Source organism: Streptomyces sp. SID12488 (genome assembly GCF_010548275.1).
Taxonomy (GTDB): Bacteria; Actinomycetota; Actinomycetes; order Streptomycetales; family Streptomycetaceae; genus Streptomyces.
In genome coordinates, this window is sequence record NZ_JAAGLT010000039.1 from 46,792 (window position 1) to 70,360 (window position 23,569).

Sequence of the window (23,569 nt, forward strand, 5' to 3'; positions counted from 1 at the left end):
TCATCGCAGGGTGAGCGGGGTCTCCGTTTCGGCCCGGGTCAGTTTCTCGGGGTTGCGGACGTAGTAGAGACCGGTGACGAGGTCGTTCTCGACGCGCATCGCCATGATGCCGTCGAGCTCGCCGCCCAGGTGTACGGCGACTGCCAGGCCGCCGTTGACCATGGTGGGGGTGAAGGCGATCGGGCCCTTGTTCTTGCCCGCGGTGCCGAACAGGAAGCGGACCACCTTGTCGGCGCCGTTGATCGGCCGCAGCGCTGCCTGCTTGATGCCGCCGCCGTCGCTCACCAGGACGACGTCCGGGGCGAGCACGTCGAGGAGGATCTGCGGGTCCCCGGTTTCCAGTACGCGCTGGAACGATTCCAGGACGGCCCGGCCCACATCCGGGGAGACCGTCTGTCGGGGGCGCCGGGCGTCGACGTGCCGCCGGGCGCGGTGGGCGATCTGGCGGACGGCCGCGGGGCTCTTGTCGACGGCGGCGGCGATCTCCTCGTAGCCCGTGTCGAACACCTCGCGCAGGACGAACACGGCGCGTTCGGTCGGCGAGAGGGTTTCGAGGACGAGCATCAGGGCCATCGAGACGCTCTCGGCGAGTTCGACGTCCTCGGCCACGTCGGGCGCGGTGAGCAGCGGCTCGGGCAGCCACTGACCGACGTACGCCTCCTTGCGGCGGCTCATCGTGCGCAGCCGGTTGAGGGCCTGCCGGGTCGTGATCCTGACCAGATAGGCGCGCTGCTCGCGGACCTGTGTCAGGTCGACCTTGACCCAGCGCAGCCATGTCTCCTGGAGGACGTCCTCGGCGTCGGCCGCCGAGCCGAGCATCTCGTAGGCGACGGTGAAGAGCAGGTTGCGGTGGGCGACGAAGGTCTCGGTCGCCGGGTCGGTGGCCAGGTCGGTGGCCGGCTCCGGTTCCGGGGCGGTGGTGTCCTCGCTCATGTTCCGGCCTCTGTGCGGCGCGGGCGGCGGCCCTGGTCGCCGACGGTTCTCAGGCTTGCTTCCACAGCATGGTCCTCTTCGTCTTCGTCGACAGTCGTTCGATCGGCAGGGGGACACTGCCCGGCGCTCCGCCGTGGCACGCCGGGCTGTCTCAGGCTGCCCGCTCGGCGGTGGTCCGTTGCTGGTCGGGTCCGGCCTGGAGCAGCTGCCTGCGCCTGGCGTCCTTGGACCACCAGGTGCGCGCACCTGGCTTGCGTGCCTCGTACGACAGCTGCCAGGGGATGCTCCGGCAGATGAGCTCCTTGATCTTCGCGCCCGCTCGGCCACCGACGTAGTACCTCTTGGCGGTGTCGTCCCTGCCCATGAGCTGAAAGACGCCCGCGCCACGACCCAGGCTGATGCACGTGCCGACGAACCCCACATCGATGGACGCGGGCCGCTCACCGGCGATCCGGCTCAGCACCGTCTCGGCGGCCTGCGGGCCCAGTTGGACCGCTGCCTGGCAGCTCATCCGGAACGGCAGGCCCGACGGGGCCGCCGAGTCCCCGGCCGCGACGATGTGCTCGTCGTCGACGCTCGTCAGCGTCTCGTCGGTGAGCAGGCGGCCCAGGGCATCGGTGCGCAGACCGCTGCGCGCGGCCAGGTCGGGCACCCCGAATCCGGCGGTCCAGATCGTCACCGTGCTCGGCAGCTCACAGCCACCGGCGAGCCGTACGGCGTCACGGGTCACCTCCGTCACCTTCGTGTCGGGGCCGTCGAGCACGCTCACCCCGAGTGCGGCGAGCCGCCCGGCCACCGAGCGGCGCCCCCGCGGATGCAGGGACGGGCCGAGCAGCCCGCCGCAGAGGAGGGTCACGGTGCGGCCCTGTTCCGCGAGCTCGGCGGCGGTCTCGATGCCGGTCGGCCCGGCGCCGACCACGGTCACCGGGGCCGAGGCGGGCGCCGCGTCGAGGACCGGCCTCAGCCGCCGCGCCTCCTCCAGGCCGGCGATCGGGTAGGCGAACTCGGCGGCGCCGGGTACACGCGGGTCGGCGCTGCCGCTGCCCACCGCGTAGACCAGGTGGTCGTAGCCCACGGTGTCGCCGCTCGCCAGTGTCAGGGCGCGCCCGGCCGCGTCGATCAGCGTCACGGTGTCCACCACCAGCCGGACGCTGTCGGCCAGGAGCTTGCCGTACTCGGCGACCGCCTCGTGGGTACCGGCCACGAGCTGGTGCAGGCGGATCCGGTCGACGAAGGTCGGGCGCGGGTTGATCAGTGTGACGGTGACATCGGCGCGCTGCGTCAGACGGTTGGCCGCCATGACGCCGGCGTAGCCGCCGCCGATCACGATCACCTCGGTGTTGCCGCTCATGGTGTCTCCTCCGCTTGGACTGTGCCCCCTCTTCGGGGTTCGGCCTCAAGACACCGCTCGGGCGGTGGTTGTGACAGGTCGGTACGCTCGATCTTTTTTCGCCCCCGCCGCCCCTACCAGCCCCCTCCCGTCCCCTCCTCTCCCGTCCCATCTCTGGGCATGAGTTGCCGAAACGAGTTGTGATCCCGACCGTCCGGCCTTCTGTCCGGGCATCGGCCCGGTCGAGGCACGTGCCGGGGCGAGTTGGCCGGTCATCCGTTCAAGGACCCGTTCGGCGATGACAAGTTCGTCCCGCTCGGCCCGTACCTCCGCCAGCTGGTCGGCCAGTTGTTCTTCGAGTTCGTCCGGTTCCGCGCGCCGCGCGGTGATCCGTTCTATCGGCTCGGGATCCAGCACGTACCGGATCGCGGAGAGCCGTCCGGCCCCAGCGAGTAGCACCTGGAACGCACTCGCGCTCCAGGTGCTGGGAAACGGAGCCACGGCGGCTCGTCATCAGTGTGCCCAGGGCAGACGAACCGCCTCGATTTCAGGGTCGTTCAGCAAAGCATCGATCAGCGCTGGGGAACCGGCGATCTTTGTGCCCCACAGGTCGTAGTCGGTGCACAGGACCCAGGAGCGGTCATCGGCCCAGAGGTTGGACGGGCTGAAGTCCGCTCCGGACAGGTCGTACAGCAGTTCTGCATCGCCGAGCCGACCCGCACGCACGTGGAGGTTGTCGAAGTCAGTGGCTCCAAGCGACAGAGGACTCCAGTAGGCCAGGCAGCGGGTGTCCGGGCCTTCGGGACCGCACTGGCTGAGGGTGACGATCAGCTGATTCCAGGTCTCACGGTCCAGGCTTCCTTCGGTCGGCGGGATCATGCTGAGCGGCCAACTGCCCTTCTTCTTGGCCGAGGGAAAGCAGCGGTGGGAGGGCATCAGTCCGTCGGGCACCATCGGGTCGCCGGTCCGGCGGGCAAGCTCGGCCCAGCGCAGCCGCCGTCGGCCAGGGCCGGGATGCCGGGCGCGGCCCAGACCTCCCCCCGTGGTGACGCTCACAGCATCGAGGTCGATGGCTCCGACAGTGCGGGGCTGGGTGCTGCCGGCGGCAAGACGTGCCCGGTGGTGCTCGTCGTACGACACTTCGTTCGACCCCTGGTTGTGCTCGTACATGGAGTTGAGCACCCACACCGCGTCAGGCATCGCCGGAGGCATGAACCCGGTCAGGCCGTCGCCGCACAGCTCCAGCAGCCAGTCGGTGGCTCCGGACCGCACGAGCGGCCACAGGCTGGACATCGGGTTCGGTTCCTCGGACATCCGCTCATGGTCCCAGGTGCGAATCCGCCCTTCTTCGAGGGGACGACGTGACGGGCCCCGAACCCCGCCGCCCGAGCGCGTCTCCGGGTACCTGCAGCGTTCTCGTGACGCCGGAGGGCTGGAAATGCCGCCCGGTACCGAGCGGTTCAAGGCAGCCTGGCAAGCAGGCCGAGGCGAGTGGTGAGTGGTAGACCAAGGCCTGGGTGGTATCAACCTCGGCTGTCGGACACCGGATGCTTCGGATGGGTCTCGGCAGACGCCGGACGAGCCGGGCGGGCCTTCGCCTGGCTCAGCGCGACGAACACCGTGGCGAGCACCGCCGCGACGGCGAACGCCGTGAACCCCCAGCCCTCCGACCCGCTCGCCACCAACTGGCCGCCCAGCCACGGCCCGAACACCGCGCCGAAGCGGCCGATGCCCGACACCCAGCCCAGCGCCGTCGCACGGTCGGCGTCGGTAGAGCGGCCGGCCACCGTCGCGTAGATCATGGCCTGGGCGCTGAAGAGGAACATGCCGGTGAGGAAGACCACGGTGTAGGTGACCGGCAGCGCCATGTGGATGCCCAGGAGGTAGACGCCGACCGCGGTGCAGGCGAACCAGATGGTGGCGATGCGGGCGGCGCCGTAGCGGTCGGCGCAGCGGCCGGCGACCAGCATGCCCACGATGCCGCCGAGGTTGATGACGATGAGGAAGGACAGGGACGAGCCGAGTTCGTAGCCCGCGCCGCGCATCATGGTCGGCAGCCAGTTGCTGACCCCGTAGACGAGCAGCAGGCCGCAGAAGGAGGCCAGCCAGAAGAGGGCGGTGGTGCGCCACAGGTTGCCGCGGAAGAGGGACGCGACGGCACTCCAGCGGTCCCCGGTCGCGGGGCGCTCCGTCGCGGCGACCGGCAGCTCGACGTCGTAGCGGTCGGCGAGGGCCCGGGCCTCCTCGACGCGGCCCTTGGCGATCAGGAAGCGCATCGACTCGGGCAGGAACCTCGCGACCAGCGGGACTCCGACGAGCAGCGGGATCACACAGACCCAGTAGGCGACGCGCCATCCGTCGGGGCCGCTCGTCCACAGGCCCAGGAAGCCCGCCATGATGCCGCCGGCCTGGTGCGCGGTCATCAGCGTGCCGACGATCAGGGCGCCCCGGCCGCGCGGGGCGTACTCGGAGACCATCGTGATCGTGGTGGGCAGCAGGCCGCCCAGGCCGAGGCCCGCGATGAAGCGGCCGAGGCCGAACACCCCGATGCTGGGGGCGAGTGCGCACAGGGCGGACGCCAGCGAGAACACGGCGGTGCAGGTGAGGATCACCTTCTTGCGCCCGATCCAGTCGGTGACCGTACCCGCGGACAGCGCGCCGATGAGCATGCCGAAGGTGGCGTAGCTGCCGAGGTCGCCCGCCTGGTCGGGGACGAGTCCGAGGGCCTTGTGCTCCAGCATGTGGGGCAGTTCGGCGCCGTAGACGAACATGTCGAGGCCGTCGAAGAAGACGACAAGCCAGCACAGGCCGACGACGAGCACGGCCAGTCTGCCGCCGCGAGCGGGCGGGGCGGAGGCAGGGGCGGGGGACGGAGACATCGTTGTTTCCTATCGTCCGGCAGGAGAGTCCCTAGGGAGGGAGAAGTCACTGCGCCATAGGGAGGGGGGAGGTGCGCTCGACGTTAGGGAGCCCTCCCAGGAGTGTCAACGTTTTTGTCAACAATCTCATGGACGAGGTGGGCCGTGCCGTCGTCGGTCACGGCCCGTGCCGCAGGTGGGAGCGTCGGCCGAGCCCGTCAGTCGAGCGGAGGCGTGCCGTGCGTGTGGAAGGACTCGATGGTCTTCAGGCCCCACGCCTGTCCCTTGGCGCGCTCGGCCTGGGTCCAGGTGATCAGCGGCCAGTCGGGGGCGAGCACCAGGCGGGTGAGCGGGTTGCACAGCTCGATGCGGTTGCCGCCCGGCTCGTAGACGTACAGGAAGAACGTCTGCTGGATGGCGTGCTTGTGCGGGCCGGTCTCGATGTGCACGCCGTTGTCCAGGCACAGGTCAGCGGCGCGCAGGATGTCCTCGCGGGTGTCCGTGGCGAAGGCAATGTGGTGCAGGCGGCCGTTGGAGCCGGACCAGTCCTCCGTGTAGACGATGTCGTACGACTTGTTCGTGAACGTCAGCCACTGGGCGGCCAGGCGTCCCTCGTCGAGGACGATCTGCTCGGTGGGGCGGGCGCCGAGGACGCGCTGGACGAACCCGGCGTTCGCTTCGACCGCGGCGGCCAGGAAGTTGACGTGGTCGAGGCGGCGTACGCCGACGCCCGTCGCGGGTTTGGCCTGGGGCTGGTTCTTGAGGCCGGGCCGCAGCTCGGGCGGTGCCTGGTACCACTCGCTCTCCCAGTACAGGGCGATCTCGTGGCCGTCGGGGTCGGTGGTGACGTAGAGCGGGCCGAGGCCGGGTTCGTCCTCGGCCCAGCGGCCGGGGCGGCCGGCGTTCTCGGCCTCCTTGACCCGGCGCTGCAGGGCCTCCTCACTGGAGGCGCGCAGGGCGGTACGGCGGATGCCCGAGGTGGAGTGGGCGGTGAGGGTGAGGCTGTGGTGCTCGTAGTCGTCCCAGGTCCTCAGGTACACCGAGTCGCCGGAACGGCCGTTCTCGGTCAGGCCGAGGATCGTGGTGAAGAACCGGACGCTGGCGTCGAGGTCGGGGGTGAGGAGTTCGACATGGCCGAGGTGGGCGATGTCGCCGAGCGGCGGGGTCATCAGCGGCTCCTGTCAGCGAGAGGGACAGCGGGAGGGACTGCGGGCGAGGCAGCGGTGAGGATGACGGGGCGGGGGAAGACCGTGCCGTCGAAGATCTTGCGGGCGGTGCGGACGACGGCCGTGCGGTGCGCGACCGGGGTAGGGCCGTCGGTGTCGACGACGGACTCGACGTCCAGGAATCCGGTGGGGTGTTCGATGCGCAGCGGGTCGCCGTCGTGGGCGGGGAGGCGCGCCAAGCCCTCCCCGACGCCGCCGGCCATGCTCAGACCCGCGGCGACGCTCGCCGCCCCCAGCACGCCGATCGCCGTGTGGCAGCGGACCGGGATGAAGGTGCGGGTCGTGACGGTGCCGCCGTGGACGGGCGGGGCGAGCAGGGTGAGCTTGGGCACGGTCGTCGCGGAGACATCGCCGAGGCCCATCAACCTGCCTGCCGCCAGCCGGATTTCACGCAGCCGTTCGTTGAGGGTGACGTTCTCCTCCAGGTCCCCGGGGTCCTCGTAACCGGTGACCTGGAGGGCGGAGGCGGCGATCAGTACGGTCGGCATGCCGTTGTCGACGCAGGTCACCGGTGTCCCGGCGACGGTGTCGCGGGCCCGGCCGGTCGGCAGCAGGGGTGCGCTCCCCCGCCCGAAGCCGATCGTGACCGGAGCGGCGGCGCCGGGCACACCGGAGATCTCGGTCGTGCCCGAGTAGACGACACGCCCACCCTCGGTGGGGAAGGTCGCGGTGGCGTGTTCACCGCTGTTGACCATGCGGATGCGTACGGAGGTCAACTCCTCCCCGGCCGCGACCAGTCCGCGCTCCACGGCGAACGGGCCGACACCCGCGAGCAGGTTCCCGCAGTTCTGACGATCCGTCACAGTCGGCTGTTCGACGCCGACTTGGAGGAACAGGTAGTCCACGTCGGCCTGTTCGTCGGCCGAGCGGGAGACGACGGCGACCTTGCTGGTGAGGGGGTGGGCTCCGCCGAGTCCGTCGATCTGGCGGGGGTCGGGGCTGCCCATGACCCGCAGCAGCAGATCGTCGCGCGCCGCGGGGTCGGCCGGCAGGTCCTCGGCGAGGAAGTAGGCGCCCTTCGAGGTACCGCCCCGCATCAGCATGCAGCGCAGCCCTTCCTCCGGGCGGCCCGTGTTCACGGACGGGCCCCCGGTCCGGCGGCCGGGTCAACTCCCGCACCGGTAATCGAGTTGGCACCCCCCGCGTACTCCTCGTACGACTGGTACCGCACCCCCAGCCGTACGAGGGTCTCGCGCAGCCCGTACCGGTCCAGGCCCAACTGGCCGTCGGCGAAGGCGAGTCGGGACGCCTCCTCCTTCGCGGTGCGGGCCTCGGACGCCTTGACGGCCTCGGCGGAGCGCTGCCGGGGCACGACCATCACGCCGTCGTCGTCGGCGATGATCACGTCGCCGGGGCGGATCTGCTGCCCGCCCACCACGACGGGGACGTTGACCGAGCCGCCGGTCGCCTTGACGGTGCCCTGGGCGGACACCGCCGCCGACCAGACAGGGAAGCGCATGGCGCGCAGTTCGGCGGTGTCACGTACGCCGGTGTTGATGACCAGGCCGCGTACGCCCCGGCGTCGCAGCGCGGTGGCGAACAGTTCGCCGAACAGGCCGTCCGTGCAGGGGGACGTGGTGGTGACGACCAGGATGTCGCCCTCGGCGCACTGTTCGACGGCCGCGTGGATCATGAGGTTGTCGCCGGGCCAGCACAGCGCGGTGACGGCGGTGCCCGCGATACGTACGTCCTGCTGGATGGGGCGCAGGGTCGGGCCCAGGAGTCCGGTGCGGCCCAGGGCCTCGTGGACGGTGGCCACGCCGTGGCCGGCCAGCGCCTCGACGTCCCCGGCGGCTGCGCGCGGCGGCCCGGTGACGATCACGCCGCTCATGCCAGTTCCCCCGTGACCTGCGGGTAGGGGCGCATATAGGCCTCACCGTAAGTGGTGTGCGGCAGACCGAGGTTGGGGCCTGCGTTGCGCTTGAGCTGGACTCCGCGACGTTTCGCGAGGTCGGTGTAGTAGTCCCACAGGTGCTGTTGGGCCGGCAGGCACTCCATGGCCTTGCGCTTGGTGTCGAACACCTCGGTGATGTCGAGCAGTACCTGTGGGGTGAAGTCGCACATCTCCGGCTGGTGGGGCTCGAAGAAGAACACCGGTGGCGCGCCCAGGACTTCACCGGGGGCCGGGTAGCCGATGGCCTGGGCGAGGATCCGCGCGTCCAGGGCCATCCGGGCGGCGGCCGGGTGGTCGGCGTTGTAGGGGTCGGACAGCGGGTGGGTGAGGACCACGTCGGGCTGGGTGTCGCGGTAGACGCCCACGAGGCGGTCGGTCAGCTCGGGTGTGGCGAGGAGGGGATAGTCGCCGGCGTCGAGGAAGCGGACCTCGGCGCCGAGTGCGGCGGCGGCCTGCTCGGCCTCGGTCCGGCGTATCCCCTTGATCTCGTCGAGCGACCTGCCCTCCCGCCAGGCCTTGGCGGACTCGCCGCGCTCCCCGTACGACAGGCACGCGATGACGACCTTCTCGCCGCGCGAGGCCGCCAGCGCGATGGCACCCCCCGCCCGCCAGACGAAGTCACCGGCGTGTGCGCTGATCACCAATGTCGAGCGAGCGGCGACGGGCACCGCACCGTGTGTCATGGCAGAGATCTCCTTGGTGGACAGATCGGTCGGCCCACCCCGGCGGCGTCATTCGCGCGACGCGCTATTCGCGCAACGCGGCGATCACGCTCGTGAGATGGGCGCGAGCGGCCGCTTCGGCCGCCTGCGGGTCCCTGGCCGTGATCGTCTCGACCATGGCCAGGTGTTCACCCAGGGACTGCTGGGGACGCCCCGGTCGCAGCGCGAGCTGGAACCGGTGGCGCACCAACTGGGCGTTGAGCTTCTCCAGGAGTTCCACGGCCGTCCGCTGGCCGGAGAACTCTCTGATCCGGGCGTGCAGTTCCTGGTTGAGCTCGGAGTACGTGACGGGCTCGCCGTCGGCGACGGACTTCGCCATCGCCTCGCCCAGGCCGGTCAGTTCGGCCAGTTGGTCGTCGGTGGCCGCCACGGCCGCCTTGGCCGCGCACAGCCCTTCGAGGACCATCCGGCATTCGGTGATGGCGACCGCTTCCTCCACCGTCACCACCCGCACCCGCGAGCCGCGGTTGAGGATCCGCTCGACCAGTCCTTCCGACTCCAGCTCGATCAGCGCCGCTCGGACGCTGGCCCGTGTCACACCGAACTGCTCGGCGAGTTCGTTCTCCACCAGCCGCTGGGCCGGCGACATGTCGCCGCGCTGGATCGCCTGCCGCAGCCGCTCCAGCGCGTGCTGCTTGGCCTGCTCTCCGGTGCCTGGACGGGCTTGGTTCGGCATGTGCCCTCCTGAGTGAGTGCCTGTCGACGCTAAATCTAGACGGACAACATTGTCAACAATATTGTTCTCCATACCTGCGCACAGTTCACGCCCGGTCGGCGAGAAGTTCTCGTGCGGTTCACGCACAGAAGTCCCCCTTTAGGGCCGATCCGGCTATCAGGTCAAGCGTCCCGGACTATTGACTCCATCACCTTGCTGTCGCGATCCTCATCACAGTGTTGCGCGTGCCATGACAAACCTTTGTGCGAGGACGTGAGTGATGACCGAGCCTGCTTTCCCCCCTCGCCCGCGTCGAGGCCGCAGACCTCTGACCGTGCTGCCCCTGCTCCTCGCCGTGATGGCACTGATGCTCGGCACCGGGCCCAGCTCGGCGGCCGGCACGGACTGGTGGACGCCGACCTCGCGTCCGACGCCCGACTCCCAGATCAACGTCACGGGCGAGCCCTTCAAGGGCACCAACGCACAGGGCGAGGTAAAGGGGTTCGTCGACGCGCACAACCACCTCTTCTCCAACGAGGCCTTCGGCGGACGGCTCATCTGCGGGAAGGTCTTCTCCACCAGCGGGATCGCCGATGCCCTCAAGGACTGTCCGGAGCACTACCCGGACGGCACCCTCGCGATCTTCGACTACATCACCCACGGCGGCGACGGCAAGCACGACCCGGTCGGCTACCCGACGTTCAAGGACTGGCCCGCGTACGACTCGATGACCCATCAGGCGAACTACTACGCCTGGATCGAACGCGCCTGGCGCGGCGGCCAGCGCGTCCTGGTCAACGACCTGGTCACCAACGGCATGATCTGCTCGATCTACCCGTTCAAGGACCGCGGCTGCGACGAGATGACGTCCATCCGCCTCCAGGCGAAACTGACGTACCAGCTCCAGGACTTCATCGACGCGCAGTACGGCGGCACCGGCAAGGGCTGGTTCCGGATCGTCACCGACAGCGCGCAGGCGCGTGAGGTGATCAAGCAGGGCAAGCTGGCGGTCGTCCTCGGCGTCGAGACGTCCGAGCCCTTCGGCTGCAAGCAGATCCTGGACATCGCGCAGTGCAGCAAGGCCGACATCGACAAGGGCCTCGACGAGCTGTACGGCCTGGGTGTGCGCAGCATGTTCCTGTGCCACAAGTTCGACAACGCGCTGTGCGGGGTGCGGTTCGACGAGGGCGGTCTCGGTACGGCGATCAACGTCGGCCAGTTCCTGTCGACGGGCACCTTCTGGCAGACGGAGAAGTGCACGACCGCGATGCACGACAACCCCATCGGCGGCGCCACGGCGACCGACGCGACGGAGGATCTGCCGGCGGGCACCGAGTTGCCGACGTACGCCTCGGACGCGCAGTGCAACAAGCGCGGGCTCACCTCACTCGGTGACTACGCGGTGCGCGGCATGATGAAGCGCAAGATGATGCTCGAGATCGACCACATGGGCGTCAAGGCCGCCGGTCAGGCGATGGACATCTTCGAGTCGGAGTCCTACCCGGGCATCCTCTCCTCGCACAGTTGGATGGACCTCAACTGGACCGACCGGGTCTACGGTCTCGGTGGCTTCATCGCCCAGTACATGCACTCCTCCAAGGAGTTCGTCGCGGAGGCCGCTCGCACCGACGCCCTGCGCACCAAGTACAACAAGGGCTACGGCTACGGCACCGACTTCAACGGCATCGGCGACCACCCCGCCCCGCGCGGCACGGACACCGGCACGACGGTGACGTACCCCTTCACGAGTGTCGACGGCGGCTCGGTGATCAACCGGCAGACCACCGGCTCACGCACCTGGGACATCAACACGGACGGAGCCGCGCACGTCGGCATGATCCCGGACTGGATCCAGGACATCAAGCAGGTCGGCGGCGCGGACGCGGTGAGCGACCTGTTCCGGGGCGCCGAGTCCTACCTCGGCACCTGGGGCGCCACGGAGACCCACAAGGCCGGGGTGAACCTCGCCAAGGGCGTGTCCGCGACGGCCAGTTCGTCCGAGTCGAACCCGTTCACCAGCTTCCAGCCCGGCCGCGCCGTGGACGGTGACTCGGGCAGCCGCTGGGCGAGCGACTGGAGCGACGACCAGTGGCTCCAGCTCGACCTCGGGTCGACGAACCTGGTCAAGCGGGTCACCCTCGACTGGGAGAAGGCGTTCGGCAAGGACTACCGCATCGAGCTCTCGACCGACGGGACCACCTGGCAGACCGCGTGGTCCACGACCGTCGGCGACGGCGGCCTGGACACCGCGCAGTTCGCGGGAGTACCGGCCCGCTATGTGCGCGTCCATGGACTGGATCGGGGCACGGACTGGGGATACTCACTCTACGAAGTGGGTGTCTACAGCAGCTGAGTTCCGTACCCAGGGGGAGTTCATGGCACGCAAGCCGTCGGCCGAGCGGCGTCGGCAGCTGACCGAGGCGGCCATCCGCGCGATGACCCGGGACGGCGTCCCCAGGACGACGACCCGGTCCATCGCCGCGGAGGCCGGCGTGTCACTGAGCGTCTTCCACTACTGCTTCGACTCCAAGCAGGCCCTGATCGAGTCGGTCATTACGACGATCATGGACCACTACGTCGATGTGGTGCGCGCCGCGATCCAGCCGCAGCCCACCCTCCAGGAGACGATCCGGGCGGGCTTCAGGGCGTACTGGGACCATGTGGCCGCCCACCCGGGCGAGCACATGCTGACGTACGAACTCACCCAGTACGCCCTGCGCGAGCCGGGGTTCGCGCATCTGGCCCGTCGGCAGTACGAGCTGTACGCGGACACGTACGCCGGACTGCTGGAGCAGCTGCGCGAGACCATGGGCTTCGAACTGAGCGTGCCCGTCCCGGTGTTGGCCGGCTATCTGGCCACGATGACGGACGGGCTGACGCTCAGCTTCCTGGCCCTCGGCGACGAGAAGGCCTGCATGGACATCATCGACACGGTCACCGACCATGTGGCCTCCCTCGTACGGGACTAGCCCGCAGGGGAGTTGGGTCCTCGCTGCTTCCGCGAGGTGAGGATGCTCACCGCGTCGGCGAGGGAGCCGCCTGTCGATGCGGCCCCGAGCCGCCTCAGGGTACCGCCAGCAGGCGTTCGGCGTACTCCGCCAGGTACTCCTCTCGCTGCTTCGCCGACGTGTCGCCCGGGGCGCGGGCCACGAACGGCGGTAGGACGTCGAAGCCCAGGCAGCCGAGGATCCCGTGGTGGATGGGCCAGAGCACGCGGTCCAGGTCGTCGTCGGTGCCGTCGGGGCCGTACAGGCCGGAGGGGGTGCCGGTGGTCGTGCACACCAGGGCGCGTCTGCCCCGGAGCGGGCCGGTGCCGTAGGCGCGCCCTTCCCCGTAGGCGAAGCCGGGGGCCATCGTGCGGTCGACCCAGCCCTTGAGGATGGCCGGCATTCCGGACCACCACAGGGGGAACTGGAGGATCATCAGATCGCACCGGGCGACCTTCTCCTGTTCGGCGAGGACGTCGGGCGGGGTCTCGTGCGCCGCCCACACGCGTTCCTGCTCGGCGGGCACGTCCAGGAAGTCGGGGTCGGTCCAGACGCCGGGGAAGTCGTCGGCGTCGACGGCGGCCTTCCAGCCGAGCCGGTACAGGTCGCTGACCACGACCTCGTGCCCGGCCCGCTTCAGGACGTCCACGGCTCTGACCTTCAACGCACCGTTGAATGAGCAGAGTTCGGGATGGGCGAAAACGATCAGTACGTTCACAGTGGGGGGTCTCCTCAGATCGTCCGTGCTGAGCCGTTCGGACTGAGTCGTTCTGTTCAGTTGGGTTGTTCTGTTCAGTCGGGTCGTTCGGTTCGCGTTCCTGTTCAGCTGTGGGTCTGTTCAGCTGGTCAGTGGCCCGTCGTCCTTTCGAGCGGGATGCGCAGGGTGAAGACGGTGCGGCCGGGGCCGCTGGTCAGGTCGAGGGTGCCACCGTGTGCCCGGGCCAGGGAGAGAGCGACCGCGAGTCCGAGGCCGCTGCCGCCCCGGTCGCGGCTGCGGGCCTTGTCGACGCGGTAGAAGCGGTCGAAGACCTGGTCCCGGTCGGCGTCCGGGATGCCGGGGCCGGCGTCGGCGACGCGGACCACCGCGTGGCCGACGCCGGCGTTGTCGCCCTTGTCACCTCTGTCGACGGTCACGTCCAGGGACACCGCTGTGCCGGCGGGCGTGTGCACGGCCGCGTTGGTCAGCAGGTTGTCCAGGACCTGCCGGATACGCAGGGGGTCGAGACGCAGCCGCAGTTCCTCCGGAGCCGCCGTCACCGTCAGCGGATGCTCCGGGTGGCCCGCACGGAAGGCGTCCGCCGCCTGGCCTGCCAGGTCCACCAGGTCGGCGCTCTCCGGACGCAGCGGTGTCTCGACCTGGGCCGCGTCCAGCCGGGCGAGCAGCAGCAGGTCGTCGAGGAGAACGCCCATCCGGGCCGCCTCGGCGCGCAGCCGGGCCAGATGCCGGTCCCGTTCGCCGGGCTCGTTGGCGGCGGCGTACTGGAAGAGGTCCGCATAGCCCCGTACCGACATCAGAGGGGTACGCAGCTCGTGCGAGGCGTCGGCGACGAAGCGGCGCAGGCGCTGTTCGGCCTCGGTGCGCACGGCGAGCGAGTCGTCGATGTGTTCGAGCATGGTGTTGAACGCCGTGCGCAGTTCCTCGACCTCCGGGCCGCCGTCGCCCCGGTCGGCGCGTACGGGCAGCCGGGCGGAGTCGGTGAAGTCGTGCGAGGTGATGCCGCGGGCGGTGTGGGCCATGTCGCTGAGGGGCCTGAGACCGCGCCGCAGCACCGCGCGGCCGAAGACCACGAGGCCCAGCAGGGCGAGCGCGAAGGCGACGACCTGGACCGTGACCAGCCGGTCCATGGTGTTCTCCATGTCCTCCAGAGGCGCCGCGGTGACCAGCACGACCCCGTCGTCGACCTCACAGGCGCGCAGCCGGTAGGTCTCCCCGCCGATACGCGCGGTGCGCAGCACGTCGGCGCCAGAGGTCCGTACGGCCTCGGCGGTGGCGCGGAGTTCACTGGCGTCCGGCGGCACGTCGGCGGGCTTACGGAGGACGGGTTCGGGGCCCGAGGTCTTGTACGAGGCGCTGTACCAGCCCCAGTAGGGCTTGTCCCGGACGCTGCCGTACTCCACTACGTCCTTGGCCTGGGTGGTCTGGACGTGCGTCATCTGGTCGCTCAGCTGGCGCACCAGGTACTCCCGCATGTACATCGAGAGCGACGCGCCGACCACGGCGAACACCGCCAGCGACAGAACGCCCATGCCCAGCGCCAGCCGCGTGCCCAGCCGCAGCCTGCGGTAGGTCTGCCGGAAGCGGCGGATCACTCGCCGACCTGCCGGACGACGTAGCCGACACCTCGCACGGTGTGGATCAGCGGTTCGTCGTGCTGGTCGGGATCGTCGAGCTTGCGGCGCAGCCGGCTGACGACCAGTTCCACGACGTTGGAACGGCCGCCGAAGCCGTACTCCCAGACGTGGTCGAGGATCTGTGCCTTGGTGAGAACGGTCGGCGACTTGCGCATCAGATAGCGCAGCACCTCGTACTCGGTCGGGGTGAGGGTGAGCCGTTTGTCGCCGCGTCGGACCTCGCGGGTGTCCTCGTCCATCGTCAGGTCGGCCACCCGGAGCACGGACCGCTGGAAGGCGGGGCCGGCGCTGCGGCGCAGCACGGTCCGCAGCCGGGCCATCAGCTCCTCCACGGCGAAGGGTTTGACCAGGTAGTCGTCGCCGCCCCGGGTGAGCCCCGCGACCCGGTCTGCGACTCCGTCACGAGCGGTGAGAAAGACCACGGGCACCATCGTGCCCGACAGCCGCAGCCGGTCGAGCACGGCGAAGCCGTCGAGGCCCGGGAGCATCAGGTCGAGCACCACGATGTCCGGATGGAACTCGGCGGCCCTGGTCAGCGCCTCCTCACCGGAGTACGCGGTGACCGCCTCCCAGCCCTCGTAGCGGGCGACCGTCGCGACCAGGTCGGCGATGGGCGGATCGTCGTCCACAACGAGAAGTCGTACTTTTTCCACGTGCTCATAGTGCTGCACGCCGCTCACGACGCCATACCTCTCCCCCTCCGAACGCGAGATCGATAAGAACTTGAAAGTCCAACGACAGCTCAACGACAGCTACCGTCGGTCATGCTCGGTGTCCCCGGACCCGATCAAGGAGCACCGTCCGTGACGACCGTCCAATCGCCCCCCGCGCCCCCCACGGCGATACGACCCAAAGTGGTGGCCCGCACCGGCCTGTACGCCGTGCTGGCCGCCAACGTGGCCGTCGTGACCGTCTTCTTCGTCCAGGCCGGGTTCGCATCGAACGCGCTGATCGTGATGGGCCGGCTCGCCGGGCTGTACGGCGCCCTCGTCATGGCCTTCCAGCTGGTGCTGGTGGCCCGGCTGCCGTGGCTGGACCACCGCATCGGCATGGACCGGCTGACCTCCTGGCACCGCTGGGTCGGCTTCGGACTGCTGTGGACGCTGATGTCCCACGCGGTGTTCATCACCTTCGGCTACGCCGAGGGCACGTCCATGGGCCCGGTCGACGAGCTGGTGGAGCTGGCCGAGACCACCGAGGGCGTGCTGCGCGCGATCGTCGCCCTCGTCCTGATCATGATCATCGGCGCGGTCTCCGCGCGCTACGCCCGCCGTCGCCTCGCCTACGAGACCTGGCACTTCATTCACCTGTACACCTACGTGGCGGTCGTCCTGGCGTTCACGCACCAGGTCGGTGTCGGTACGACGTTCACCTCGTCGTCCGCCGCCACCACGTACTGGTGGGCCCTGTGGAGCGTGGCGCTCGGCTCGGTGTTCCTGGGCCGGGTGGTGCTGCCGCTGCGCAAGAACCTCCGTCACCAGCTGCGTGTCTCGGCCGTCGTCCCCGAGGCCGACAACGTCGTCTCGATCTACATGACGGGCCGCGACCTCGACAAGCTGCCCGCACGCGCCGGCCAGTTCTTCCTGTGGCGGTTCCTCACCAAGGACCGCTGGTGGCAGGCGAACCCGTTCTCGCTGTCGGCGGCACCCGACGGCAGGACGCTGCGCCTCACCGCGAAGGTGGCCGGCGACGGCACCGCCGCCCTGAAGCACATCCCGGTCGGCACCCGTGTCTTCGCCGAGGGCCCGTACGGCGCGTTCACCGCGATGCACCGCACCCGGCCGGAGTCCGTCCTCATCGCCGGCGGTGTGGGCGTCACGCCCATCCGCGCGCTGCTGGAGGAGATCCAGGGCCACGCCGTGGTCATCTACCGGGTGGGCAGGGACCAGGACGCCGTCCTCTACGACGAGCTGCGCGACCTCGCCCACGCCAAGGGCGCCGAGCTGCACCTGGTGAGCGGGCCGGTCACCCCCGACAAGCTGGCCCCGGCCGAGCTGGCCGAGCTGGTGCCGGACATCGCGGACCGGGACGTCTTCCTGTGCGGCCCGCCGCCCATGATGAACGCGGTGCTGCGCAGCCTGCGGGAGCTGGGCGTGCCCAAGTCGCAGACCCACTTCGAGCGCTTCAGCCTGGCCGGATAAGAGGAACGTCGTGAAACGAGCACTGCCTGTTCTGGTCCTGAGCATCGCGGGCCTGGTCCCCGTCTGGCTCTACGAGCCGTCGCTGGGCACGACGGCCTCGGAGGCCTCCGCCCCCGCCTCGACGCCGTCCTCGGCCTCCGGGTCCTCCGGTTCGTCGTCCACGGTCGTCTCCGGTACCACCGTGACCACAGAGAAGGGCGACGTCCAGGTCGAGGTGACGTTCGCGGGCTCGAAGATCTCCTCGGTGCGGATGCTGAAGCAGCCGAACCACCCGCAGACCACCGCCGCCGTGCCGGTCCTGATCAAGGAGACGCTGGCCGCGCAGAGCGCCGACATCGACACCGTCTCCGGCGCCACCATCACCAGCGACGGCTACAAGGAGTCCCTCCAGGCCGCCATCGACTCCCAGGCGGACTCCGCCGCGTCGTCCCCGTCGCCGTCCGCGTCCACTTCGGCCCCTGCCGCGGAGTCCGCGTCCAAGGTCGTCTCGGGGACCGCCGTGGACACCGAGAAGGGCACCGTGCAGGTCGAGGTGACCTTCGAGGGCGACACGATCGCGTCCGTGAAGATGCTCCAGCAGCCGAACCACCCGCAGACCACGGCCGCCGTGCCGGTCCTGATCAAGGAGACGCTCGCCGCGCAGAGCACCGACATCGACACCGTCTCCGGCGCCACCATCACCAGCGACGGCTACAAGGAGTCCCTCCAGGCCGCCATCGACGCGAAGGGCTGATGGCATGCGTCGCGTCGAGCACATCATGGGGTTCCCGATCTCGCTGCGGATCGACGACGAGAACGCCCCGGCAGAGGCGGCGGACGCCGTGTTCGCCTGGCTCCACGAGGTCGACGCGCGCTTCAGCCCCTTCAAGGACGACAGCGAGGTGTCCCGCCTCGACCGGGGCGAACTGGAGGCCGGCGCGCTGAGCGCGGACCTCACCGAGGTGCTCGGCCTGTGTGAGGAATACCGGGTCGCGACCGGGGGCGCGTTCGACGTACGGCTGCCCGGACGGGGCCTGGACCCGTGCGCGATGGTGAAGGGCTGGGCGGTACAGCGGGCGGCGGATCTGCTGGAGGCGGCGGGCGTACGGACGTACTGCCTGAACGCCGGCGGTGACGTGGTCGCCGCCGGGCGCCCCTGGCGGGTGGGGGTACGGCATCCCGAGCACGCCGACCAGCTGTGCACGGTGCTGGAGATCACCGAGGGCGGTGTGGCCACCTCCGCCCGCTACGAGCGTGGCGACCACATCCTCGACGGCCGCACCGGCCGCCCGGCGACCGGGCTGCTGAGCCTGACCGTCGTCGCCGCCACGCTCACCGAGGCGGACGCGACGGCTACGGCCGCGTTCGCGATGGGCGTGGAGGGCATCGAGTGGGCCGCCGGGCGCAAGGGCTGCGAGGTGTTCGCGGTGGACGCCGACCGGCAGGTCTCCCGGACCCCGGGTCTGCCGGTCGTACCGGTCGCCGCCTGAACGCACCTACCTGCTCTGTACGTCCCTGTGGGCGCCCTCCGTCGAGACGGAGGGCGCCCACAGGCGTGCGGTGTCGGGTTCCGTGGTCGTCAGTGACCGCGGGTGATCCATTCCTCCAGGTGCGGTGCCTCGGCCCCGATGGTGGTGGGGTCGCCGTGCCCGGTGAGGACCTTCGTCTCGGGCGGGAGGGCCAGCAGCCGGTCCCGGATCGAGGCGATGATCGTCGGGAAGTGGGAGTAGGAGCGGCCGGTGGCACCGGGTCCGCCGTTGAAGAGGGTGTCGCCGGTGAAGACGGCTCCGAGTCCCGGGGCGTAGAGGCAGACCGCGCCCGGCGCGTGTCCGGGCGTGTGCAGGACCATCAGGTCGGTGCCTGCGGCCTCGATCGCCTGGCCGTCGGTCAGCCAGGCGTCGGGTTCCCGGTCCGGGTGGGTCTGCTTCCACAGGGGCAGGTCGTCGGCGTGGAGCAGGATCGGGGCGCCGGTGCGCGCGGCGAGGGCGGGGGCCGCGTCGATGTGGTCGTTGTGGGCGTGGGTGCACACGATGGCGGTCAGGCGCCGGTCGCCGACGGCCGCCGCGATGGCGTCGGCGTCATGGGCGGCGTCGATGACGATCGCCTCGTGGTCGTCGCCGATGATCCATACGTTGTTGTCGACGTCCCAGGTGCCGCCGTCGAGGCTGAACTGCCCGGAGGTGACGAGGTGTTCGATGCGGGCGGCCATCACAGCACCACCACGGAACGCAGTACGTCGCCGCCGTGCATCCGCTCGAACGCCTTCTCCACCTCGTCGAGTTGGATGGTCTCGGTGACGAACTTGGCGAGGTCCAGGCGGCCTTGGAGGTGCAGATCGATGAGCATGGGGAAATCACGGGAGGGCAGGCAGTCGCCGTACCAGGACGACTTCAGCGAGCCACCGCGCCCGAAGACGTCGATCAGCGGCAGCTCCAGTTTCATCTCCGGCGTCGGCACTCCGACCAGAACCACGGTTCCGGCGAGGTCACGGGCGTAGAACGCCTGCTTGTACGTCTCCGGGCGGCCGACCGCCTCGATGACGACGTCGGCGCCGAAGCCGCCGGTCAGCTCCTGGATCGCCTCGACCGGGTCGGTCTCCTTGGAGTTGACCGTGTGCGTGGCGCCCATCGTGCGGGCGGTGGCCAGTTTCCGGTCGTCGATGTCGACGGCGATGATCTTCGAGGCGCCCGCGAGGTTGGCTCCGGCGATCGCCGCGTCGCCCACGCCGCCGCAGCCGATGACGGCGACCGTGTCACCGCGTCCGACGTTCCCGGTGTTGATGGCGGCGCCGATACCGGCCATCACGCCACATCCCAGCAGCCCCGCGACGGCGGCCGAGACGGAGGGGTCGACCTTGGTGCACTGCCCGGCCGCGACGAGGGTCTTCTCGGCGAAGGCACCGATACCGAGGGCCGGGGAGAGTTCCGTGCCGTCGAGCAGGGTCATCTTCTGCTTGGCGTTGTGCGTGTTGAAGCAGTACCACGGGCGTCCACGCAGACAGGCCCGGCAACTCCCGCACACAGCACGCCAGTTGAGGATCACGAAGTCACCGGGAGCCACGTCCGTGACCCCGTCCCCCACCGACTCCACGACCCCGGCCGCCTCATGGCCGAGCAGGAAGGGGAACTCGTCGTTGATCCCGCCCTGCTTGTAGTGCAGGTCGGTGTGGCACACCCCGCAGGCCTGGATCTGGACCACGGCCTCGCCCGGGCCGGGGTCCGGCACGACGATCGTCTCGACCCGCACCGGTTCGTTCCTGCCCGGTGCGATCACGCCGCGTACTTCCTGCGCCATGGTGCTGAACCCTTCCATCGGCCAATGTTCGGTTCTTCGCTCCGACCCTACGCGCGACTGATCGGTAACAGCACGCTCACGGTCTAGCCCGGCCCGCCAATACCCCCTGGGGTATCTCTGCTACGGTGACGAATATACCCCCCGGGGTAATTTCGCGAGGCTTCGTGAAGCGTCGCGAGAACTTCATGAGGAGAGAAAGGAGTGCCGCCATGTACTTCATTGACCGCATCGACGTGCCGGGACTGGGCAACCGCGGCTATCTGGCGGGTGGGCCGCACCGGACCGTGGTGATCGATCCACCTCGGGACATCGACCGGGTGATCGAGGCCGCCGCCCGGCGGGGTGTGCGCGTCACACACGTCGTCGAGACGCACATCCACAACGACTACGTCACCGGTGGCCTGGAGCTGGCCCGGATCACCGGCGCCGCCTACCTCGTCCCGGCCGGCGCGCGGGTCGCGTACGACAGGGTGCCGATCACGGACGGGGACAGCGTGGAGATCGATGAGGGGCTGGTGCTGCGCGCGCTGGCCACGCCCGGGCACACCCCGCACCACACCGCGTACGTCCTGGAGGAGGACGGTCTGGCCGTGGCCGTGTTCACCGGCGGTTCGCTGCTGATCGGCACGGTCGGGCGGCCGGATCTGGTCGAGCCGAGGCTGACCGGGGAGCTGGCCCGGGCGCAGTACGACTCGGCGCACCGACTGGCGGCCGAACTCCCGGACGAGACGGCGGTACTGCCCACCCACGGCTTCGGCAGCTTCTGTTCCGCCGGGACGGCCGCAGGCGACGCCACGACCATCGGACGGGAACGCGTCGCGAACGAGGCGCTGGTCAAGGACGCCGACACGTTCGTCGCCGAGTTGCTCGCCGGGCTCGACGACGTGCCTGCGTACTACGCGCACATGGGCCCGGTGAACTCCGCGGGACCGGCGCCCGTCGACCTGACTCCGCCGGCCCCGGCGGACGCCGTGGAGATCGCGGCGCGGCTGGCCGCCGGGGAGTGGGTGGTGGATCTGCGCAACCGGGTCACGTTCGCCGAAGGTCATGTCGTCGGGTCGGTCAACTTCGAGGCGACGGGACACCTCGCCACCTATCTGGCGTGGCTGCTGCCGTGGGGCAGGCCGGTGACGCTGCTCGCCGAGTCGGCCGCCCAACTCGCGAACGCTCAGAGGGAGTTGGTGCGGGTCGGTATCGACCGACCCGCCGCCGCCTCCACGGGCTCCCCCGTTGCCTGGCTGCGTCCGGGAGAGCAGCCGCGCACTTTCCCGCGCGCTTCCTTTGCCGACCTGGCGCACCAACTCGCCTATGTCAAGCAGCTGTTGGTGCCCGTCGACACTGTCCGCCCGACCGCCGTCACCGGCTCCCCCACCACCTTGCCACGTCCTGGCGAGCAGCCGCGCGCCACGTTCGCCGGCCTGGCGCAGCAGAAACGCGAGGAGGTCGTGGTTCTGGACGTGCGGCGCGACTCCGAGCGCGCGGGCGGCCACATCGCGGGTTCGCTGCACATCCCGCTCCACCAGGTGCGCGACCGGCTCGCGGAGATACCCGACGGGACGGTGTGGGTGCACTGCGCGGGCGGCATGCGGGCCGCGATCGCCGCCTCGCTGTTGGACGCTGCGGGGCGCGTCGTGGTCGCCGTCGACGACGCCTTCGCCGCAACCCGCGAGGCGGGGCTTCCCATGGCCCGGGTCACCCCGGCCGAGGCCCTCGATCGCATGGGCGCGGACGGGGCGGCCGTACTCGTGGACGTCCGTGAGGCCGAGGAGTGGGCGGCCGGGCATGCCGTCGGTGCGGTGCACGCCCCGCTGTCGGCACTGGCGGCGGGTACCTCGCTGCCGGGGTCCGCGCAGGGGCGTCCGCTGATCGCGATCTGCCGCTCCGGCAAGCGCTCCCGGGAGGCGGCGACGCTCCTCACGGCGCGCGGCGCGGAGGTCGCGGACGTGATCGGCGGGATGCGGGCGTGGGTGGCTGCGGGCCTGCCGGTGACGACCGGGGACGGGCTGCGGGCGGACGCGGACCGACCGACGACGACCGCGAACGAGCTGCCGGCAACCCCTGCCCGGCCCCCCACACCCACCAGCGAGCTGCCGACAGTGTCCCGCGGCGATGGCGGACCGCTCGCGTGAGTGCGTTCGTTCTCGCCCTGGTCGCCGGGGCGGTGACCGGTCTTGCCCTGGGGGCGCTCGGGGGCGGCGGCAGCGTGCTGGCCGTGCCCGCGCTGATCTATCTGCTCGGTTTCACCCCGGCCGCGGCCACCACCGCGAGCCTGGCCGTCGTCAGCGTCACCTCCGCCACCGCGCTGGCCTCGCACGCCCGGGCGAGCAGCGTCGAGTGGCGGGCCGGGGCCGTGTTCGCGGCGGCGGGGCTGGTGCCCGCGATGCTCGGCGGGGCCGTGAGCGGGTATGTGCCGTCCGCCCTGCTGACCGGCGCGTTCGCGGTGATCGCCGGGCTTGCCTCGTACCGCATGCTGCGCCCTTCGGCGTCCGTACGGGAGGGAGTGCAGGTGCGGCCCGTTCAAGTCGCTCGGGCGGGCGCGGGGCTGGGGGCGGTGACCGGGGTGTTGGGCGTGGGCGGCGGCTTTCTCGCCGTACCGGCGCTGGTGAACATCGTGGGGCTGCGGATGCGGGCCGCCGTCGGGACGAGCCTGCTGGTCATCACCGTCAACTCACTGGCCGCGCTGCTGGCCCGGGCCGACACGGCGACCCGTGTCGACTGGGCGCTGGTCGCGCCCTTCGCCGGGGCCGCCATCCTCGGGGCGTGGGACGGCAAGCGGCTCGCGGGCCGTGTCTCCGGGAGCCGGCTTCAGCGGCTCTTCGCCTGGGTACTGCTGGCGGTGGCGCTGTTCATGCTGGCCGACGCGGTGGTGTGATCACCGACCACCCACCGCTCAACCCTCGAACACGCTCACGCCAGCGACAGGAACAGCTTCTCCAGCCGGGCCCGCATCTGCTCCTTCGTCTCGCCGTTCCGCCCGGCCGCCTCCACGTCGGTCAGGCACTGCTGGAGTCCGGTCGCGATGATGGCGAAGCCCGCCCGGTCCAGGGCACGGGAGGCGGCGGCGAGCTGGGTGACGACCTCCTCGCAGTCGCGGCCTTCCTCGATCATCCTGATCACACCGGAGATCTGCCCCTGCGCCCGGCGCAACCGGTTCAGCACCGACTTGAGCTCAGCACCCTCGAACTGCAGTTCCACAAT

Annotated in this window: 23 protein-coding genes; 8 read left to right on the forward strand and 15 right to left on the reverse strand. The window is 70.3% G+C overall.

The window, feature by feature from the left end; translation table 11 throughout:
- Together G3I56_RS38025 and G3I56_RS38030 are read right to left on the reverse strand one after the other, a co-directional pair.
- Positions 1-933: an RNA polymerase sigma-70 factor gene (locus tag G3I56_RS38025; protein ID WP_164417254.1), complete on the reverse strand. Its 933-nt coding sequence runs from the start codon at positions 931-933 to the stop codon at positions 1-3.
- Positions 934-1,084: 151 nt separating this feature from the next.
- On the reverse strand, positions 1,085-2,284 hold the full coding sequence (locus G3I56_RS38030) for an FAD-dependent oxidoreductase (RefSeq protein WP_164417255.1): 1,200 nt from the start codon (positions 2,282-2,284) through the stop codon (positions 1,085-1,087).
- A 243-nt stretch (positions 2,285-2,527) separates the two neighbouring features.
- Here G3I56_RS38030 and G3I56_RS38035 point away from each other — a divergent pair, with 243 nt between their 5' ends.
- Positions 2,528-2,719 carry a hypothetical protein gene (locus tag G3I56_RS38035; protein ID WP_164417256.1) on the forward strand — a complete coding sequence of 64 codons (192 nt, stop codon included), beginning with the start codon at positions 2,528-2,530 and terminating at the stop codon, positions 2,717-2,719.
- A gap of 57 nt (positions 2,720-2,776) precedes the next feature.
- On the opposite strand, the gene G3I56_RS38040 is transcribed toward G3I56_RS38035, so the two are convergent.
- The 7 genes from G3I56_RS38040 to G3I56_RS38070 form a co-directional block, all read right to left on the reverse strand.
- Positions 2,777-3,577, reverse strand: a complete 801-nt coding sequence (locus G3I56_RS38040; RefSeq protein ID WP_164417257.1) for a hypothetical protein — start codon at positions 3,575-3,577, stop codon at positions 2,777-2,779.
- A gap of 209 nt (positions 3,578-3,786) precedes the next feature.
- Positions 3,787-5,142, reverse strand: a complete 1,356-nt coding sequence (locus tag G3I56_RS38045; protein ID WP_164417258.1) for an aromatic acid/H+ symport family MFS transporter — start codon at positions 5,140-5,142, stop codon at positions 3,787-3,789.
- A 197-nt stretch (positions 5,143-5,339) separates the two neighbouring features.
- The gene (locus G3I56_RS38050; protein WP_164417259.1) at positions 5,340-6,290 is read right to left on the reverse strand and encodes a catechol 2,3-dioxygenase; all 951 of its coding nucleotides are present in this window, start codon (positions 6,288-6,290) and stop codon (positions 5,340-5,342) included.
- Positions 6,290-7,390 (reverse strand): 4-oxalomesaconate tautomerase, encoded by a 1,101-nt coding sequence (locus G3I56_RS38055; protein WP_164417302.1) that lies wholly within the window; start codon positions 7,388-7,390, stop codon positions 6,290-6,292. The genes G3I56_RS38050 and G3I56_RS38055 overlap by 1 nt, the downstream gene beginning before the upstream one ends.
- A gap of 32 nt (positions 7,391-7,422) precedes the next feature.
- Positions 7,423-8,178: a 4-carboxy-4-hydroxy-2-oxoadipate aldolase/oxaloacetate decarboxylase gene (locus G3I56_RS38060; protein WP_164417260.1), complete on the reverse strand. Its 756-nt coding sequence runs from the start codon at positions 8,176-8,178 to the stop codon at positions 7,423-7,425.
- Positions 8,175-8,924 (reverse strand): PIG-L deacetylase family protein, encoded by a 750-nt coding sequence (locus tag G3I56_RS38065; RefSeq protein ID WP_164417262.1) that lies wholly within the window; start codon positions 8,922-8,924, stop codon positions 8,175-8,177. Before G3I56_RS38065 ends, G3I56_RS38060 begins: the two co-directional genes overlap by 4 nt.
- A gap of 64 nt (positions 8,925-8,988) precedes the next feature.
- A complete protein-coding gene (locus tag G3I56_RS38070) occupies positions 8,989-9,639 on the reverse strand; it encodes a GntR family transcriptional regulator (RefSeq protein ID WP_164417264.1) in 651 nt (216 codons plus the stop codon).
- Positions 9,640-9,898: 259 nt separating this feature from the next.
- On the opposite strand from G3I56_RS38070, the gene G3I56_RS38075 reads away from it, so the two are divergent.
- On the forward strand, positions 9,899-11,971 hold the full coding sequence (locus G3I56_RS38075; RefSeq protein WP_203691617.1) for a discoidin domain-containing protein: 2,073 nt from the start codon (positions 9,899-9,901) through the stop codon (positions 11,969-11,971).
- A gap of 22 nt (positions 11,972-11,993) precedes the next feature.
- A complete protein-coding gene (locus tag G3I56_RS38080; protein ID WP_164417266.1) occupies positions 11,994-12,587 on the forward strand; it encodes a TetR/AcrR family transcriptional regulator in 594 nt (197 codons plus the stop codon).
- Positions 12,588-12,681: 94 nt separating this feature from the next.
- Here G3I56_RS38080 and G3I56_RS38085 read toward each other — a convergent pair whose 3' ends face one another.
- From G3I56_RS38085 to G3I56_RS38095, 3 genes are all read right to left on the reverse strand, one after another.
- Positions 12,682-13,323 (reverse strand): NAD(P)H-dependent oxidoreductase, encoded by a 642-nt coding sequence (locus G3I56_RS38085; RefSeq protein ID WP_164417268.1) that lies wholly within the window; start codon positions 13,321-13,323, stop codon positions 12,682-12,684.
- Positions 13,324-13,451: 128 nt separating this feature from the next.
- Complete coding sequence (locus tag G3I56_RS38090) at positions 13,452-14,915, reverse strand: HAMP domain-containing sensor histidine kinase (RefSeq protein ID WP_164417270.1); 1,464 nt, start codon at positions 14,913-14,915, stop codon at positions 13,452-13,454.
- The gene (locus G3I56_RS38095) at positions 14,912-15,610 is read right to left on the reverse strand and encodes a response regulator transcription factor (RefSeq protein WP_164417306.1); all 699 of its coding nucleotides are present in this window, start codon (positions 15,608-15,610) and stop codon (positions 14,912-14,914) included. The genes G3I56_RS38090 and G3I56_RS38095 overlap by 4 nt, the downstream gene beginning before the upstream one ends.
- 150 nt (positions 15,611-15,760) lie before the next feature.
- Here G3I56_RS38095 and G3I56_RS38100 point away from each other — a divergent pair, with 150 nt between their 5' ends.
- From G3I56_RS38100 to G3I56_RS38110, 3 genes are read left to right on the forward strand one after another with little or no spacing between them, the layout of a single operon-like run.
- The gene (locus tag G3I56_RS38100; RefSeq protein ID WP_164417272.1) at positions 15,761-17,098 is read left to right on the forward strand and encodes a ferredoxin reductase family protein; all 1,338 of its coding nucleotides are present in this window, start codon (positions 15,761-15,763) and stop codon (positions 17,096-17,098) included.
- 10 nt (positions 17,099-17,108) lie between these two features.
- Complete coding sequence (locus G3I56_RS38105; protein WP_164417274.1) at positions 17,109-17,831, forward strand: FMN-binding protein; 723 nt, start codon at positions 17,109-17,111, stop codon at positions 17,829-17,831.
- Positions 17,832-17,835: 4 nt separating this feature from the next.
- The gene (locus G3I56_RS38110) at positions 17,836-18,567 is read left to right on the forward strand and encodes an FAD:protein FMN transferase (protein ID WP_164417276.1); all 732 of its coding nucleotides are present in this window, start codon (positions 17,836-17,838) and stop codon (positions 18,565-18,567) included.
- An 89-nt stretch (positions 18,568-18,656) separates the two neighbouring features.
- Here G3I56_RS38110 and G3I56_RS38115 read toward each other — a convergent pair whose 3' ends face one another.
- Positions 18,657-19,286, reverse strand: coding sequence for an MBL fold metallo-hydrolase (locus G3I56_RS38115; protein WP_164417278.1), 630 nt, complete (start codon positions 19,284-19,286; stop codon positions 18,657-18,659).
- On the reverse strand, positions 19,286-20,371 hold the full coding sequence (locus G3I56_RS38120; protein ID WP_164417308.1) for an S-(hydroxymethyl)mycothiol dehydrogenase: 1,086 nt from the start codon (positions 20,369-20,371) through the stop codon (positions 19,286-19,288). The genes G3I56_RS38115 and G3I56_RS38120 overlap by 1 nt, the downstream gene beginning before the upstream one ends.
- A gap of 209 nt (positions 20,372-20,580) precedes the next feature.
- Between G3I56_RS38120 and G3I56_RS38125 the strand changes: the two genes are divergently transcribed.
- Together G3I56_RS38125 and G3I56_RS38130 are read left to right on the forward strand one after the other, a co-directional pair.
- The gene (locus tag G3I56_RS38125; protein ID WP_164417280.1) at positions 20,581-22,500 is read left to right on the forward strand and encodes an MBL fold metallo-hydrolase; all 1,920 of its coding nucleotides are present in this window, start codon (positions 20,581-20,583) and stop codon (positions 22,498-22,500) included.
- A complete protein-coding gene (locus G3I56_RS38130; RefSeq protein ID WP_164417282.1) occupies positions 22,497-23,243 on the forward strand; it encodes a sulfite exporter TauE/SafE family protein in 747 nt (248 codons plus the stop codon). The genes G3I56_RS38125 and G3I56_RS38130 overlap by 4 nt, the downstream gene beginning before the upstream one ends.
- A 35-nt stretch (positions 23,244-23,278) precedes the next feature.
- Here G3I56_RS38130 and G3I56_RS38135 read toward each other — a convergent pair whose 3' ends face one another.
- Positions 23,279-23,566 carry a metal-sensitive transcriptional regulator gene (locus G3I56_RS38135; protein WP_006373667.1) on the reverse strand — a complete coding sequence of 96 codons (288 nt, stop codon included), beginning with the start codon at positions 23,564-23,566 and terminating at the stop codon, positions 23,279-23,281.
- Positions 23,567-23,569 lie beyond the last annotated feature (3 nt).